The sequence below is a fragment of the Hoylesella buccalis ATCC 35310 genome (assembly GCF_000177075.1).
GTDB classification, from domain to species: domain Bacteria; phylum Bacteroidota; class Bacteroidia; order Bacteroidales; family Bacteroidaceae; genus Prevotella; species Prevotella buccalis.
The window spans coordinates 44,281-60,799 of sequence record NZ_ADEG01000041.1 but is presented as its reverse complement, the minus strand read 5'-3'; the positions used below and the strand labels follow the sequence as shown (position 1 = coordinate 60,799).

Genomic DNA, 16,519 nt, shown 5'->3' with positions numbered 1-16,519 from the left:
TTATACCAACCCATTTGCTCTGTTTAACAAGCTGGATGTCAGAAAACGCGATTCCATCAACGTGAGTTATCGTGAGCTTTTTGATCTTCCCATGCAGCGACCCACCAAAAACTTTTGGGCCAACGTCTTGCAGAAGATACGGCACGACAGCGTGGGTATCTACCTACAAGCTATCCAACCGCATGGCAAGTTGTACGAAGACTTGAAACAACGGCTGCCCAAAGCGGTTGGTACTGCGGCCAGGCGCAAGGTGATTTGTAATTTGGAGCGTGCCAGATGGCGACTGGATGATGAGCCAGGCAAGCATGAAAAGTATGCTCTCATCAATTTACCTTCCATGCATCTCATGGCAAGAGATCACGATAAGACGTTAAGCATGCGTATAGGCATAGGTGCTTTGGATACGAAGACACCACTGATAACCAGTAGAATAGTGCGTATGGACGTTAATCCACAATGGGTCATGCCCAGAAGCATCATTGAAAAAAGCGTGGTTCCACAGGCGGGAAATAAAGATTATTTTGACGCTCGGCGATATTTCATTCGTGAACGAAAGACCGGAAAACGAATGGATGTCACGCAGGTGTCTGCCGACATGCTGAAAAGTGGCAACTATTTTGTCATACAAGAAGGTGGAAAGGGCAATGCCATGGGGCGCATCGTGTTCCGCTTTAAGAACAAATTCGCCATCTATCTGCACGATACGTCATCGAAGGGAGTCTTCGAAAGAGAAGACCGAGGAGTTTCGCATGGCTGTATCCGACTGGAAAAGCCATTCGATTTTGCCGTTTTTCTATTGAATGATAAGGACGAAAAGACGATAGAAAGAATCAGGTATTCGATGGAAGCAGACATTCATTCCACCTATATGGATGACAATCCATCATCTGACAAGAAACCATCGATGGAGACCAACAAACTGGACAGAGCCAAATTGATTAAGTCAGTTCAAGTAAAACCGACGGTTCCCCTGTTCATCACCTATTATACTTTGTACCCAAACGAGAACAATGTGATGACAGAATATCCCGATGTCTATGGATTTGATTCGGTGATATACCATCAACTCCTCAATTACTTGCCATAAGTGCGAATGGATAGACCATATGATGAACAGAACATAGCCGATCGCTTGGCCAAAAAGGAAACACAACGTCAGGCCTTCTCACAGGTTGTTCACCAATATAGTAAACCGCTGTATTGGAAGATTCGTCGTATCGTTCTGACCCATGAAGATGCCAATGACGTGTTGCAGAATGCCTTTCTCAAGGCTTGGAACAATTTAGATGATTTTCAAAACAAATCAAAAATATCAACTTGGATTTACCGCATTGCCGTCAATGAGGCATTGGATTTCTTGAGAAAGAAAAGCAACAACAGGACTGTCAGTGCGGATGACGACCCTTCGGTGGCCAACATGCTGATGGCTGACGACTACTTTGATGGAGATGAGACACAAGCACAGTTGCAAGAAGCGATAGCCCAGCTGCCGGAAGTGCAGCGTGTGGTGTTCAACCTACGTTACTATGAGGAAATGAAATATGCCGAGATGAGCGAACTTCTCAATACGAGCGAAGGTGCGCTGAAAGCCAGTTATCATTTGGCAGTCAAGAAAATAACAGCTTATTTCCAGGACCGGGATTAAACCTTTTGATGATTTTTACGTCATAAAAGTAAAGACAATAATTATGGTAAAAGAAGACAAATACATAGAGAACCGATTTGGAAAGGTACAACCTTTCAAGGCTCCACAGGGTTATTTGGATAACTTTGCCGATCAATTCATGGCTCAGTTACCTGACCAAGCAGCAAAAACCGTGAAGACACAACACGCTATTTTGTTCAGAATGCGTCCGGCAATGATTGCTGCAGCCAGTGTTTTGGCTGTTGCAATGACGGCTACTGTTTATTTTGCAAAGCCTTTTGCGGGCCAACGAGAGCAAGCGTTCACCACAAATCAGCAGACAGAAAGTAGCCTCAATGATGGCTCTGTTGAAGAAACAGCTTTTTACTCAATGATTGACAATGGCGACATCTACGCAATGTTAGCTGACGAATAAGAAAGGAGCTGCACATGAAACATTTTTTTTCCGTTATTTTTATCACCTTCTGTTTGTTGGTATCTTCCGCGATAGCTCAACCACAACGTGGGCAAAGGAGATTTAATCCTCAGAAATTTCAAGCCGAGCTGGAACAGTTTATCACCACAGAAGCCGGGCTGACCCCACAAGAATCTGCTGCATTTTTCCCTGTGTATCGGGACATGAAGAAAAAACAGATGACCTATTTTGCAGAAGGTCGTCGCTTTAAACACCTGAATGTCACGGATGAAAAGGCCTGTGAAGAAGCCATTCGCAAACATGCAGCCAACGAAGTTAAAATCAAAGAAATACAGCAAGCGTATCATCTTCAGTTCTTGACCATTCTACCTGCCTGCAAAGTGTTTAAGATTATCCGTGCCGAAGAGAAGTTTCATCGCCAAGTGATGAGGCGGGTGGCCATGTGTCGACAGCAGCAACAAAAAGTTAAAAAGTAACCTTTTCATGCATCGATATTTCATTTGTTTCCGCTATGACGGAACAGCTTATCATGGATGGCAGGTGCAACCCAACGGGAATTCGGTGCAAGCTGAGTTGCAACAGGCCATGTCTGTCATTCTCCGAGAGCCCATCGTGACCGTAGGGGCTGGCCGGACAGATGCTGGTGTGCATGCTCGGAAAATGTTTGCACATTTTGATTTCCATGCCGAGATAGACACCAAACAATTCACCTATAAACTCAATCGCCTGCTGCCGCGGGACATTTCGGTATTGAATGTTTTTTCCCTCAGTGAGGATATGCATGCCCGCTTCAGTGCTAAGTGGCGCACCTACCATTATTATATACACCTGTCGAAGAATCCATTTCTGCGCCATTATTCCTGTCAGTTGCCTTATCAACTCGACTTTTCATTGATGAACGAAGCTGCGTCACATCTGCTGAAGGTTGAAGATTTCGGTGCTTTCTGCAAAAGCAACACAGATGTTAAGACAACGTTGTGTCATGTGGTGCAGGCTGAATGGGTGGAAGTTGGCGAAGATGCTTGGTACTTTGTCATCAAAGCCAATCGCTTTTTGCGCAATATGGTGCGTGCCGTGGTGGGTACCTTGATAGAAGTGGGCCGACATCGCATGACCCTCGATGAGTTTGATGCCGTCGTTAGGAGTGGAAACCGTACCAAAGCAGGCGAGAGCATGCCCGCCAATGCGTTGTTTTTAGAAGACGTTGAGTACTGATGGAGTGGTTGTTGCTTGCCTTCTTGTCGGCATTACTGCTGGGCTTTTATGATGTTTTCAAGAAAAAAGCCTTGTCAGGCAATTCCGTCATCCCTGTATTATTTCTGAACACACTATTCTGTTCGTGCATTTTTTTGCCCTTCATCATCCTGTCTGCAACGACCGGTGTGTTGGACAACACCATTTTCCATGTTTCTTCTGGAGGGTGGGAAGCCCACCGATATATCCTATTGAAGAGTTGTATCGTACTGTCTTCTTGGATATGTGGCTATTTTGCCATGAAGCATCTTCCGCTTACCATTGTTGGTCCCATCAATGCCACGAGGCCCATGATGGTACTTGTTGGTGCCATGTTGGTGTTTGGTGAAGAACTGAACCTGTATCAGTGGATTGGCGTTTTGCTGGCCATCACGTCGTTCTACCTGCTGAGTAGGTCGGGCAAGAAAGAGGGAATAGATTTTAAGCACAATCGCTGGTTGTTCCTTTTGGTGCTTGCTGCACTGTTGGGAGCGGTGAGTGGTTTGTACGACAAGTATCTCATGGCTCCGGTAACAGCTGGGGGAGTAGGGTTGGACAAGATGATGGTACAGGGTTGGTACAATGTTTACCAGTGTTTCATGATGGGAGTGGTGTTGTTACTGATATGGTATCCTACTCATCATCATACCACACCCTTTCATTGGTCGTGGTCGATAGTGAGTATCAGTGTTTTTCTTTGTATGGCCGACTTTGTCTATTTCTATGCCTTGAGTAAGCCAGAAGCCATGATATCCATTGTCTCCATGGTGCGACGAGGCAGTGTATTGGTGAGTTTCTTGTTTGGGGCCTTTGTCTTTCATGAGAAGAATCTCAAGGGAAAAGCGGTCGACTTGGCTTTGGTGTTGTTGAGTATGGTGTTCTTGTTCCTGGGTAGTAAGTCGTAAATAAAATGTTTTTTTCTATCTTATGATTAGCTTTATCGGCTAAAAGTGCTATATTTGCAATTAAATCGTAAGATTAAAAGGCATTTATGAGATATCACATTTTTCGAGGACTTGGTGTGGCAGTAGTTACCCCTTTTACGTTGGATGGCGCAGTAGATTATCCAGCGTTAAAGCGACTGATTCGTTATCAACTGGATAGTGGTGTTGATTTCCTATGCATCTTGGCGACAACCGGTGAGACACCGTGTCTGACGTTGGATGAGAAAAACAAGATCACAGAGTTGGTTAAAGAGGAGAACAAGGGGCTGGTTCCAATCTTAAAGTATTGTGGAGGCAACAATACGGCACAAGTGATTGAAGAGATGAAAGCCACAGACTGGACTGGAATCGATGGCATCTTGAGTATCTGTCCCTATTATAACAAACCCTCTCAAGAGGGATTGTATCAACATTTCAAGGCCATAGCTTCAGCCAGTCCGCTTCCTGTCGTGATGTACAATGTGCCGGGGCGTACGGGTGTCAACATGAAAGCCGAAACAACGGTTCGGTTGGCCCACGACTGTGAAAACATCGTAGGCATTAAAGAGGCAGCTGGAAGTCTTGAGCAGGTGGACGAAATCATCAAGGGTAAACCCGATAGGTTTGACATTATCAGTGGGGACGACGCACTGACGTTCTCCATGATTGCCAGTGGTGCAGCCGGTGTGATATCAGTTATTGGGAATGCGTTGCCCAGAGAATTTTCCAGAATGATTAGACTTGAGTTCCAAGGCGAATATGAAGCTGCGCGGAGAATACACCACATGTTTACCGAGCTATATAGTCTTTTGTTCGTTGACGGTAACCCTGCTGGCGTCAAGGCTTTGCTCAACGACATGGGGTACATTGAGAATGTGTTGCGTTTGCCATTGGTACCCACAACGATTAAAACCAAAGAAAAGATGGCTGACATCCTAAAAGAGATAAGAATTTAAGGTATAGCTGGATTGTTGGATGAATGATTTGAATGCAATTTGATGGGCATGGAGGAGGAAACGTCCCTGACTGAAAGCATTCAAGATAAATGACAAGACTTTCGCATGTGCGAGTGAAGAGTAGACTGGATGGATATCAATAAGATGAAAGGCGATTATGACCGCTATGAGGTGGCGCAAGCTGACACGCTGTTAAACTGGTTGCTGAATCATGTTACCAACCTAAGCAAGAGTAAAATCAAAGCGACGTTGGCTGGAAAAGGCATCATCGTGAATGGCAAATGCATTACGCAGTTTGATTATCCGCTTGAGGCGGGTATGAAAATTGCTGTGAGCAAGTCTAAAAAAAACATCAACTTCAAAAACCGCTATTTGAAGATCGTCTACGAAGATCGTTATTTGGTTGTGATTGAAAAGCACGTTGGCATCCTGTCCATGGCTGCGGGTCATTCTTCATTAAACGTGAAAAGGGTTCTTGATGATTATTTTAGAAACAGTAAACAGAAATGCACGGCACACGTTGTCCATCGGTTGGATAGAGAAACCAGTGGTCTGATGATTTACGCCAAGGATATGGCGACAGAACAAGAGTTGGAACACAACTGGCACGACATCGTGTACGATCGCCGTTATGTGGCGGTGGTGTCTGGCGAAATGGAAGACGACGAAGGGGTTATCACGAGTTGGTTGAAAGACAACAAGGCCTACGTTACCTATTCAAGTCCGGTAGATAATGGCGGAAAGTTTGCCATTACCCATTTTCATACCTTAGATCGTACCACCGAACATTCGCTGGTAGAATATCGCTTGGAAACAGGACGAAAGAATCAGATACGCGTACATTCTGCGGATATAGGGCATCCTGTGTGTGGAGATTTCAAGTATGGCAATGGTGACAATCCCCTTGATCGGCTATGTCTGCATGCCTACATGCTTTGTTTTACCCATCCAGTGACTCGTCGGCCTATGGAATTTGAAACGCAGATTCCTCCTGCTTTCAGGAAGTTATTTAAATAAACGAATGAGTATTTGATGTTTGAAAATTTTATAGCAAACGCAAGTATGAACATGTTTTTAGCGTAATTGATTCAATGAGTTCAAACTTTTCTTTGTATATCTTTTGTATAGTTGCCATCGCTTTGGCCATTTTTTTTATTAAAAAAGTGACCAGCTGCTTAATCAAAACTATCTTATTCTTGATTTTACTTGCTGTGCTCGTCTATATTGCGTTCACCCTTGGGGTGTTGTAGGCATTCCAAGTAAATTGTTGGTTCTTTGAACGCCATCATACATGGGCGTGGTTCTTTGGGATATCTTAATAAATCTTAAAGCTATTGACGTGTATGATAATATTCTATATATTTGCAAAGTGAGCTATATTCTCATGCAAGTTGTTTTCCTGTTAGCCGATAGTTACGAATAACTACTTTGCAAAACGCATAAAAAACAATTTTAAAAGATTCGTGTAATCCTATTAATAACATATCATCTCGTTATGACAAATTGTGAATAGTGGTTTTTAGGAAATTTATTTTCATACTCTTTAATAGTTACGAAGAGTATTCTAAAATGTCAAGCGAGATACAAACTGACCTTATTCTTCAATAGGGTTTAACGGAGGTCGGTGGAGTGGAGCTGATATCATATCAAAGCTCCACTTTTTGTGTCAGATGGGAATTGGTTCATTCTTGATACTTGTTGTAGTTAGGAAATATTTATTTTGCTGGTAAAGGAACACATGTTAAAGCAAGCAATGTGCTTAATCTTTTCGGTAAATTCTTTATTAAATCTAAAAGAGGAACCGATACCGGCACCAATAAAGAGATACAAGCGATTTGGTTGTTAAATACATCTGATGACACTATTTGAGGCAGAATAATTTTTTCGCTGCCTCCATTTTTATTCTCCTGCTTTATTTCCTGCGTAGTGATTTTGCTCTGAATTTACTTGTTACAAAAAGGGAAGAGGCAGATATTTGTAAACTTTTGTTCTTATTTTCAAGTACATTTTTCCTCTGTTAAAGCATTGAGATAAGCCTAAGAAAATAGCTCGAGTTTTCTATGTTTTAGAATTTTGAGGGAGCCGAAATAGTGACTTGTTCTCTTATCTTATTGCTTTAAACTGCTTATCTGCATGCTTTTGGCATCTTAAAACGTTGCTTTAACACCCTAATTGCATGGTTCTAAGATGCCAATTTCGCCCCTTTTGATGCCTAAAGCATGGAGTTAACCTCCATGCCTTCTGCTATCTGGTTCGTAAGTCTTTCTATATCAACATTTTGTAAAATTCGCATATTTGTCGTCAACCATGAGGTTGGTGGAAAAAATCGCCAGGATTTCGCCCTAAAATCCGAGAGTTTTCTAATGTATTGTGTTAAGAATTTTCAAATATTATATACCTTTAAATACTATCAACTTTTTACTTTTATTTGTATGATGTTGGTGGAAGTTGAACAAGTGCATTGAAGATCAAAAAATAAAATAATTACTCGAGAATCTCATTTTGCAATCTGAAGTTAGCAATTTAACCTATTTTTTTTGTCATATCTTGTAAAAAATCTCAAAATAATGATTAACTTTGCATCGCATTTGTAAAAATGTATGTGTTTCGACAGAAAGCGAGAACAATTATAATTATAATAATTTTTATGAATTTTACTTTATTCGTTACCGTTTTGTTGACGGCCGTAACCTTGGTAGTGGCAGCTTATGTCATTGCAAAGTTGATAGGTCCGCGCTCGTATAATGCGGTAAAAGGCGAACCCTATGAGAGTGGTATCCCAACGAGAGGTTCTTCGTGGCTTCCCATGCACGTTGGTTATTACCTCTTCGCTATCCTTTTCCTCATGTTCGATATCGAGACTGTGCTGCTCTATCCGTGGGCGGTAGTTGTGCGAGATTTTGGAGCTATGGCTTTGGTTAGCATCGGTTTCTTCCTCGTGGTACTTGTCTTAGGCTTGGCGTATGCTTGGCGGAAAGGAGCTTTGGAATGGAAATAAAGAAACCGTATATCAAGAGTATTCCATACGAGGAGTTTAAGGACAACGAATCGTTGGAACGCATTGTTGACGAACTCCATGAAGGAGGCGTGAATGTTGTCACAGGGTCGCTGGACCAATTGATTAACTGGGGGCGTGCCAACTCGCTCTGGAGCTTGACCTTCGCCACCAGCTGTTGCGGTATTGAGTTTATGGCAGTGGGATGCGCCCGTTACGATTTCGCTCGTTTCGGATTCGAGGTAACGCGTAACTCTCCACGACAAGCCGACCTGATTATGTGTGCTGGAACCATTACCAACAAAATGGCACCTGCTTTTAGGCGTTTATACGATGAAATGGCAGAACCCAAATACGTTATTGCGGTAGGAGGATGTGCCATTTCTGGTGGTCCGTTCAAGAGCAGTTATCATGTGGTAAGAGGAATTGATGAGATTGTCCCTGTTGATGTCTTCATACCGGGATGTCCGCCACGCCCAGAGGCTATCATGTATGGCATGATGCAGCTGCAGCGCAAAATCAAAGTAGAAAAATTCTTCGGAGGTGTCAACCATAAGCAAGAGGCTCACCACCACGGATTGAGTAACGCAGAGGTGTACCAACAAAAACTGAAGGAAAACAAGCCTATCGTAGTGACTCACGTTCCCGAAGACTTTCATCCCCAAGAAGAGTTAGAACATCAACATTAAATAAGGTATATCGGATATGAAATTAGAAAATATAGAAATTGCATTCAGTAACTTGGCACAAGAGATGTCAAAACTGAAGAACGACAAGCATTTCGATTACCTTGTTACCATTGTTGGCGAAGACTTTGGCGAAGAAGGGTTAGGATGTATTTATATTTTAGAAAACACACAAACTCACGAACGTACATCGGTCAAGGCGATAGCGCAGCAAATAGGGGAGGAGTATGTTCTCGATACCGTTTCCAACCTATGGAAGGCTGCCGATATCTTAGAGCGTGAAGTTTACGACTTCTTAGGTATTAAGTTCTTGGGGCATAAGGATATGCGCCGTCTTTATTTGCGCAATGATTTCAAGGGCTATCCACTTCGTAAGAACTTCGATGTCTCGCCCGAGAACAACCAGTACACTTTGGAAGAGGATGTGGAGTTGGATTACACGTTCCAATATTCGCTCGACAAGAACGGTAACTTGGTAGAGACTCGCGTTCCGTTGTTTACAGACAACGATTTCGTTATCAACATTGGTCCTCAACACCCCAGTACGCACGGCGTACTTCGTTTGCAAAGTGTGTTGGACGGTGAAACCGTGAAGCGAATTTATCCGCATTTGGGATATATCCACCGTGGAATGGAGAAGATGTGTGAGGCATACACCTATCCTCAAACCTTGGCGTTGACCGACCGAATGGACTACCTCAGTGCCATGATGAACCGCCATGCGTTGGTGGGCGTCATCGAAGAGGCGATGGAAATAGAACTGACCGAGCGCATACAGTACATCCGTACCATCATGGACGAGTTGCAGCGTATCGACTCGCACTTGCTATATTTAGGTTGTTGCGCACAGGATTTGGGCGCTTTGACAGCCTTCTTGTACAGCATGCGCGACCGCGAACACGTGCTGAACGTCATGGAGGAGACTACAGGTGGACGACTCATCCAAAACTATTACCGTATTGGCGGTTGCCAAGATGATATCGATCCCAACTTTGTGGAGAACACCAAGAAACTGTGTGCTTATCTCAAACCCATGTTACAAGAGTACATGGATGTGTTTGGAGATAACGTCATCATGCAACAACGCTTCAAGGGGATTGCGCCCATGAGTCTCGAAAACATCATTAGTTACGGTGTGACGGGTGCCTCTGGACGTGCTTCTGGTTGGAAAAACGATGTGCGCAAGTATCATCCTTATGCCATGTACGACAAGGTAGAGTTTGAGGAAGTGCTCAACGAACATTGCGATTCGTTTGGTAGATACCTTAATCGTATTGAGGAAATCAAGCAAAGTATTCGTATCATCGAACAGCTCATTGATAATATTCCAGCAGGCGACTTCTATGTAAAGCAGAAGCCAATCATCAAAGTACCTGAAGGACAATGGTATTTCTCTTGCGAAGGCTCGCGTGGTGAAATAGGAGTTTACTTGGATTCCAAGGGAGACAAGATGCCTTACCGCTTGAAATTCCGTCCTATGGGCTTGAATCATGTCGCTGCCATGGATGAGATGTTGCGAGGACAGAAGATAGCTGACCTTGTTACTGCAGGTGCGGCGCTCGACTTTGTCATTCCAGATATTGACAGATAGCAGGTATATATAAGTTGAAAACTTGTAGCAATGCTTTGCTTCGTGTTAGCAACTTGTTCAATATAAATAACTTAAATAGATCATGTTTGATTTTAGTATAGTAACCACATGGTTCGACACCCTTCTTCGACAAACCTTAGGTTTGAACGATTTTTGGACGATATTCATTGAATGTGTTATCGTTGGTGTCGCCATTCTCACTGCCTACGCCTTGTTGGCGATAGTGTTGATATTCATGGAACGTAAGGTGTGTGCTTACTTCCAATGCCGTCTCGGGCCTATGCGTGTGGGCTTTTGGGGAACGCTTCAGGTGTTTGCCGACGTGTTTAAGATGCTCATTAAGGAAATCTTTGCCGTTGACAAAGCCGACAAATTCTTGTATTATATTGCGCCATTCTTTGTTGTGATTGCCTCAGTGGGCACCTTCTCGTTCCTTCCTTGGAATAAGGGAGCGCACATTCTCGACTTTAACGTGGGCATCTTCTTGGTGACTGCCATATCGAGCATTGGTGTGTTAGGCGTCTTTTTGGCAGGATGGGCATCGAATAACAAATATTCTGTTTTGTCTGCCATGCGTGGAGCGGTGCAGATGATTTCGTATGAAATGACCTTGGGACTGACCCTCATTGCGGCTGTTGCCTTGACGGGAACGATGCAGATGAGTGGAATTGTGGAAGCACAGACAGGACCATGGAACTGGTTAATTATCAAAGGACACCTTCCTGCTATCATTGCATTCTTGCTGTTCTTGGTAGCTGGCAACGCTGAAGCGAACCGTGGACCGTTCGACTTGGCAGAGGCAGAGAGCGAGTTGACTGCTGGATACCATACAGAGTATTCGGGAATGGGTTTTGGTTTCTACTATTTGGCAGAATACCTCAACCTATTTGTTATCGCAGGATTAGCCACTGCTGTGTTCTTAGGCGGTTGGGCACCTTTCAATATTGGTGTCGAAGGCTTCGATGCGGTGATGAATTATATTCCTGGTATTGTGTGGTTCTTAGGCAAGACCTTTGTTGTAGTTTGGCTTCTGATGTGGATTCGCTGGACGTTCCCACGTTTGAGAATTGACCAAATCTTAACTTTAGAGTGGAAGTATCTCATGCCATTGGCATTGGTAAATCTCATACTGATGACCATTTGTGTGGCTTTTGGTATCCACGGTTAAAACGTTTCATTTCTTGAAGATTCAGTAAGATGGAAAATAAACAATCATATTTTAGCGAAGTCTGGTGTGGAGTCAAGTCGCTTGTAACGGGGTTGAGGGTTACCTTGAAGGAATACTTCACCCCAAAAAGCACCGAACAATATCCAGAGAACCGCAAGACGACACTGCATGTGGCTCAACGTCACCGTGGACGCTTAGTGTTTAAGCGTAACGAAGACGGCACTCACAACTGTGTAGCGTGCACTATGTGCGAGAAAGCCTGTCCCAATGAGACCATACTCATTAAGAGTGAAATGGTTGTCAACGAAGAGACGGGCAGGAAAAAGAAACAATTGGTAGACTATCAGTACAAATTAGGCGATTGTATGTTCTGCCAACTCTGTGTTAATTCTTGTAACTTCAACGCCATTGAGTTTACCAACGACTTTGAAAACAGTGTGTTTGAGCGAGATTCCTTGACCATGCACCTTGACAAGGAAGTGTATCAAGGCGGAAGTTTGCCAGGCTTGATAGACGGTGGGGCACCGCTGACCATTGGACAATTTAATACCAAAACCAAATAAAAGTAGTAACGTATATGGCTAATTTAATCATGTTTTGCATTTTGGCAGTCGTCATTTTGGGCTCTGCCATTATGTGTGTACTAACAAAAAGGATTATGCGGGCGGCTACCTTTCTGATATTTGTTTTATTTGGTGTTGCAGGTATCTATTTCCTTTTAGGATATACATATTTGGGAGCAGCACAGATTGCTATTTATGCAGGGGGCATCACGATACTCTATATCTTTGCAATACAGTTGGTATCCAAGCGTACGCTCCAAGGATTAGTAGAACATCTCAAAGGTTCACGCGTCATTCAGGGGGCTTTGCTCTCATTGATAGGACTGGCTACCGTGATAGGTGTCTTGGTGAAGAACCAGTTTATTCATCAAGCAGCGCAGGTTGCCGACGCAGAAGTCCCGATGAATGTCATTGGACAAGCATTGGTAGGCTCTGAAAAATATCAGTATGTTTTGCCCTTTGAACTCATTTCTGTGTTCTTGTTGGCATGTATTATTGGCGGTTTGTTGATTGCCAGAAAGGAGGATGATAAATGATACCCGTTGAATGTTTGATAGGTCTGAGTGCGCTATTGTTCTTTATTGGCGTATTTGGCTTCGTTACCCGTCGTAATTTATTGGCTATGTTAATCTCCGTAGAGTTGGTTCTTAACTCAGCAGACATCAACTTTGCCGTGTTTAATCGCATCCTGTTCCCCGAACAGTTGGAGGGCTTTTTCTTCACGTTGTTCTCTATTGGCATCAGTGCTGCCGAGACAGCGGTGGCGATTGCCATTATTATAAACGTTTACCGAAACTTTGGTAGTGATCAGGTGAACAGTATTGAAAACATGAAATTATAAGATGATGGATTACAGTTATGTATATTTAATACTTCTTCTACCTGCACTCAGTTTCCTGATACTTGGACTGTTGGGTATGAAGATGAGTCATAAGGTGGCTGGACTCATTGGCACCGTGGTGCTTGGTACGGTGTTCTGTCTTTCTTGCTACACCGCTTATGAGTATTTTATAGGTGTTGGGCGTGGCGTTGACGGATTATATCCCACCATTACACCTTTTAATATAACGTGGTTGAAGTTTACCGAACTGCTTACCTTTAACATCGGTTTAAGGTTGACACCTATTTCTGTGATGATGTTGGTGGTTATCTCTACGGTCAGTTTCATGGTGCACATCTATTCCTTTGGCTATATGCACGGAGAGAAAGGTTTTCAGCGTTATTATGCTTTCCTTTCGCTCTTCACCATGTCAATGTTGGGCTTGGTAGTGGCAACCAATATTTTCCAGATGTATTTGTTTTGGGAGTTGGTGGGCGTTAGCTCTTACCTACTCATTGGTTTCTATTATCCTATGCACACAGCTGTGGCGGCTTCTAAGAAAGCCTTCATTGTGACACGCTTTGCCGATTTGTTCTTTTTAATCGGTATCTTGTTTTATAGCTTCTATGTAGGTACATTCAATTACGATTTAACCGCTACGCCAGAATTGGCAACTCATGCTGCTCATGCCGCTTGGGTGATGCCGTTGGCTCTGTTCCTGATGTTTATTGGTGGTGCAGGTAAATCTGCCATGTTCCCTTTACACATTTGGTTGCCCGATGCGATGGAAGGTCCGACGCCTGTTTCGGCATTGATTCATGCTGCAACGATGGTGGTGGCAGGTGTGTATTTGGTGGCAAGTATGTTCCCCTTGTTCGTGGCATATGCGCCCGAACAGTTGCATTGGATTGCTTATATTGCTGCCTTTACCGCCTTTTATGCGGCTGCCGTGGCGTGCGCACAGAGTGATATCAAGCGTGTCTTGGCATTCTCAACCATTTCGCAGATTGGTTTTATGCTCGTTGCCTTGGGCGTTTGCTTGCCCGATCCTGCCACAGGAGCGGTAGCAATGACCGAAGAATATGCCGACGTACAAGGCTTAGGATATATGGCAAGCATGTTCCATCTGTTTACGCATGCCATGTTCAAGGCTTGTTTGTTCTTGGGAGCAGGTTGTGTGATACATGCCGTACACTCCAATGAGAAGTATTATATGGGAGGACTTCGCAAGTACATGCCCATCACGCACATTACGTTCTTGATTTCATGTCTTGCAATTTCGGGCATTCCACCATTCTCTGGATTCTATTCAAAGGATGAGATATTGGTGGCTTGTTACAACTTCCACCCCGTGATGGGAATGGTGATGAGCGGTATTGCCATGATGACCGCCTTCTATATGTTCCGTTTGTATTACGTTATCTTCTGGGGTAAGAGCTATTACGAGTCGCATCAGGGTGAACCCGATGTACACAAGCCTCACGAAGCTCCAGCAGTGATGACCTTTCCGTTGATATTCTTGTCGCTCATCACTTGTACTGTCTTCCTTTGGGGGACACGTGCAGGACAGCTGGTGTCTGCCAATGGCATTGGGTTTAATACGCATACCAACTGGACGGTGGCGATTACCAGTACCGTATTGGCATTGCTTGCCATCGGTCTTGCTACCTTTATGTATAAAGGAGAGAAAACGCCAGTGGCAGACAAGTTGGCAAGTACTTTCCCAACCTTGCACCGCGCTGCTTACAAACGTTTCTATATGGACGAGGTTTGGCAGTTCGTGACACACAAAATTATCTTCCGTTGTGTCAGCCGCCCCATTGCTTGGTTCGACCGTCATGTTATCGATGGTTTCTTTAACTTCTTGGCATGGGGTACTCAGGAGGCAGGCGAAAGCATCCGACCTTGGCAGAGTGGCGATGTGAGACAATACGCCATTTGGTTCCTTACAGGTAGTGTGGCATTGACGTTAGCATTGATTTGCTTGTTGTAATGCTTTAGTTAGAAAGATTTAATGAATAAAATACAAAAATGAGTATATTAACATTATTCGTCGTTATTCCCGTCTTGATGCTGTTCGGGCTTTGGTTGGCTCGCAACATCCGTCAAGTACGTGGCGTCATGGTGGCTGGTTCTACCGCTTTGCTGGCACTCTCTGTTTGGCTTACTATTGCATTTATCCAAATGCGTCAGGCAGGAAATACCGAAGCCATGCTGTTTATGTACAGTGCACCTTGGTTCAAACCGCTTAACATTGCCTATACGGTAGGAGTGGATGGTATCTCGGTTGTCATGTTGCTCTTATCAAGTATCATTGTCTTTACGGGTACCTTTGCCTCTTGGCAGCTCAAACCCATGACTAAAGAGTACTTCCTTTGGTTCACCTTGTTGAGCACCGGTGTGTTTGGCTTCTTTATCTCTATCGATTTATTTACCATGTTCATGTTCTACGAGGTGGCACTTATCCCGATGTATCTGCTCATAGGTGTGTGGGGAAGTGGTCCCAAGGAATATGCCGCTATGAAGTTGACGTTGATGCTCATGGGCGGAAGTGCCTTGCTGATTATCGGTATCTTGGGCATTTACTTCTATAGTGGAGCCACCACGATGAACGTACTTGAGATTGCTGCCCTGCACAACATTCCCGTTGATGTTCAGAAAATATTTTTCCCATTGATATTCATTGGCTTCGGTGTGTTAGGTGCCTTGTTCCCCTTCCACACATGGTCACCCGATGGACATGCTTCTGCGCCCACTGCTGTTTCTATGCTCCATGCTGGCGTGTTGATGAAGTTAGGAGGCTACGGCTGTTTCCGCATCGCCATGTTCTTGTTGCCCGAGGCGGCACAAGAGTTGGCTTGGATCTTCCTTATCCTCACCACCATCTCTGTAGTTTATGGCGCTCTCTCGGCTTGTGTGCAAACCGACTTGAAATATATCAACGCCTATTCTTCGGTAAGTCACTGTGGTTTGGTGTTGTTCGCTCTGTTGATGATGACCAAAACCGCTTGTACGGGTGCGATTCTCCAAATGCTCTCGCACGGTTTGATGACCGCTTTGTTCTTTGCGCTCATCGGTATGATTTACGGACGTACGCATACACGTGATGTCCGTCAGTTGGGTGGATTGATGAAAATCATGCCTTTCTTGGGCGTAGGATATGTAGTGGCAGGTTTGGCGAACTTGGGATTACCTGGTTTCTCGGGCTTCGTTGCGGAGATGACTATCTTTGTAGGCTCGTTTGCCAACAACGACACCTTCCACCGCACCGCTACTATTATCGCTTGTACCTCCATTGTTGTCACCGCAGTTTATATCTTGCGAGTTGTTGGAAAGATACTTTATCAGAAGGTAGCCAATCCTCATTTTGAGCAACTCACTGATGCTACATGGGACGAGCGTGTGGCTGTGATGTGTTTGATATTCTGTGTAGCTGGCTTAGGTATCGCACCTCTGTGGGCAAGCAATGTCATCAATGATGCCGTAGGACCTATCCTACTCAATATAATACACTAAAGTTTAGA

17 protein-coding genes are annotated in these 16,519 nt (G+C 44.0%); all 17 read left to right on the top strand.

All coding sequences use genetic code 11. From position 1 onward, the window contains the following. The coding region (locus HMPREF0650_RS04440; RefSeq protein ID WP_004348655.1) for a L,D-transpeptidase family protein at positions 1–1,087 on the top strand (1,087 nt) is incomplete at its 5' end. A 6-nt stretch (positions 1,088–1,093) separates the two neighbouring features. Beyond that, a complete protein-coding gene (locus HMPREF0650_RS04435) occupies positions 1,094–1,645 on the top strand; it encodes an RNA polymerase sigma factor (protein WP_004348653.1) in 552 nt (183 codons plus the stop codon). A 43-nt stretch (positions 1,646–1,688) separates the two neighbouring features. Next, positions 1,689–2,060 carry a hypothetical protein gene (locus HMPREF0650_RS12430; protein ID WP_004348652.1) on the top strand — a complete coding sequence of 124 codons (372 nt, stop codon included), beginning with the start codon at positions 1,689–1,691 and terminating at the stop codon, positions 2,058–2,060. 14 nt (positions 2,061–2,074) lie between these two features. Further along, positions 2,075–2,536, top strand: a complete 462-nt coding sequence (locus HMPREF0650_RS04425; RefSeq protein ID WP_040562430.1) for a hypothetical protein — start codon at positions 2,075–2,077, stop codon at positions 2,534–2,536. 7 nt (positions 2,537–2,543) lie between these two features. Continuing rightward, positions 2,544–3,275: a tRNA pseudouridine(38-40) synthase TruA gene (truA, locus tag HMPREF0650_RS04420; protein WP_004348647.1), complete on the top strand. Its 732-nt coding sequence runs from the start codon at positions 2,544–2,546 to the stop codon at positions 3,273–3,275. Further along, positions 3,275–4,198 (top strand): DMT family transporter, encoded by a 924-nt coding sequence (locus HMPREF0650_RS04415; protein WP_004348645.1) that lies wholly within the window; start codon positions 3,275–3,277, stop codon positions 4,196–4,198. Before truA ends, HMPREF0650_RS04415 begins: the two co-directional genes overlap by 1 nt. Positions 4,199–4,284: 86 nt before the next feature. Beyond that, a complete protein-coding gene (dapA, locus tag HMPREF0650_RS04410; protein ID WP_004348643.1) occupies positions 4,285–5,172 on the top strand; it encodes a 4-hydroxy-tetrahydrodipicolinate synthase in 888 nt (295 codons plus the stop codon). 129 nt (positions 5,173–5,301) lie between these two features. Further along, entirely contained in the window at positions 5,302–6,189 is an 888-nt protein-coding gene (locus HMPREF0650_RS04405; protein ID WP_004348641.1) for an RluA family pseudouridine synthase, read from the top strand. Between the two features lie 1,630 nt (positions 6,190–7,819). Beyond that, entirely contained in the window at positions 7,820–8,170 is a 351-nt protein-coding gene (locus HMPREF0650_RS04395) for an NADH-quinone oxidoreductase subunit A (RefSeq protein ID WP_040562444.1), read from the top strand. Then, positions 8,161–8,856 (top strand): NADH-quinone oxidoreductase subunit B, encoded by a 696-nt coding sequence (locus HMPREF0650_RS04390; protein WP_004348639.1) that lies wholly within the window; start codon positions 8,161–8,163, stop codon positions 8,854–8,856. The genes HMPREF0650_RS04395 and HMPREF0650_RS04390 overlap by 10 nt, the downstream gene beginning before the upstream one ends. A gap of 16 nt (positions 8,857–8,872) precedes the next feature. Then, the gene (locus HMPREF0650_RS04385; protein WP_004348637.1) at positions 8,873–10,444 is read left to right on the top strand and encodes an NADH-quinone oxidoreductase subunit D-related protein; all 1,572 of its coding nucleotides are present in this window, start codon (positions 8,873–8,875) and stop codon (positions 10,442–10,444) included. 82 nt (positions 10,445–10,526) lie between these two features. Further along, positions 10,527–11,612, top strand: coding sequence for an NADH-quinone oxidoreductase subunit NuoH (nuoH, locus tag HMPREF0650_RS04380; RefSeq protein WP_004348636.1), 1,086 nt, complete (start codon positions 10,527–10,529; stop codon positions 11,610–11,612). A gap of 29 nt (positions 11,613–11,641) precedes the next feature. Further along, on the top strand, positions 11,642–12,175 hold the full coding sequence (locus tag HMPREF0650_RS04375) for a 4Fe-4S dicluster domain-containing protein (protein WP_004348634.1): 534 nt from the start codon (positions 11,642–11,644) through the stop codon (positions 12,173–12,175). Positions 12,176–12,189: 14 nt separating this feature from the next. Further along, complete coding sequence (locus tag HMPREF0650_RS04370; RefSeq protein WP_004348633.1) at positions 12,190–12,711, top strand: NADH-quinone oxidoreductase subunit J family protein; 522 nt, start codon at positions 12,190–12,192, stop codon at positions 12,709–12,711. Further along, positions 12,708–13,016: an NADH-quinone oxidoreductase subunit NuoK gene (gene nuoK / locus HMPREF0650_RS04365; protein WP_004348632.1), complete on the top strand. Its 309-nt coding sequence runs from the start codon at positions 12,708–12,710 to the stop codon at positions 13,014–13,016. The genes HMPREF0650_RS04370 and nuoK overlap by 4 nt, the downstream gene beginning before the upstream one ends. Before the next feature lie 4 nt (positions 13,017–13,020). Next, on the top strand, positions 13,021–14,988 hold the full coding sequence (locus tag HMPREF0650_RS04360) for an NADH-quinone oxidoreductase subunit 5 family protein (protein WP_004348631.1): 1,968 nt from the start codon (positions 13,021–13,023) through the stop codon (positions 14,986–14,988). Positions 14,989–15,026: 38 nt separating this feature from the next. Further along, positions 15,027–16,511, top strand: a complete 1,485-nt coding sequence (locus HMPREF0650_RS04355; RefSeq protein WP_004348630.1) for a complex I subunit 4 family protein — start codon at positions 15,027–15,029, stop codon at positions 16,509–16,511. Positions 16,512–16,519: the final 8 nt, after the last annotated feature.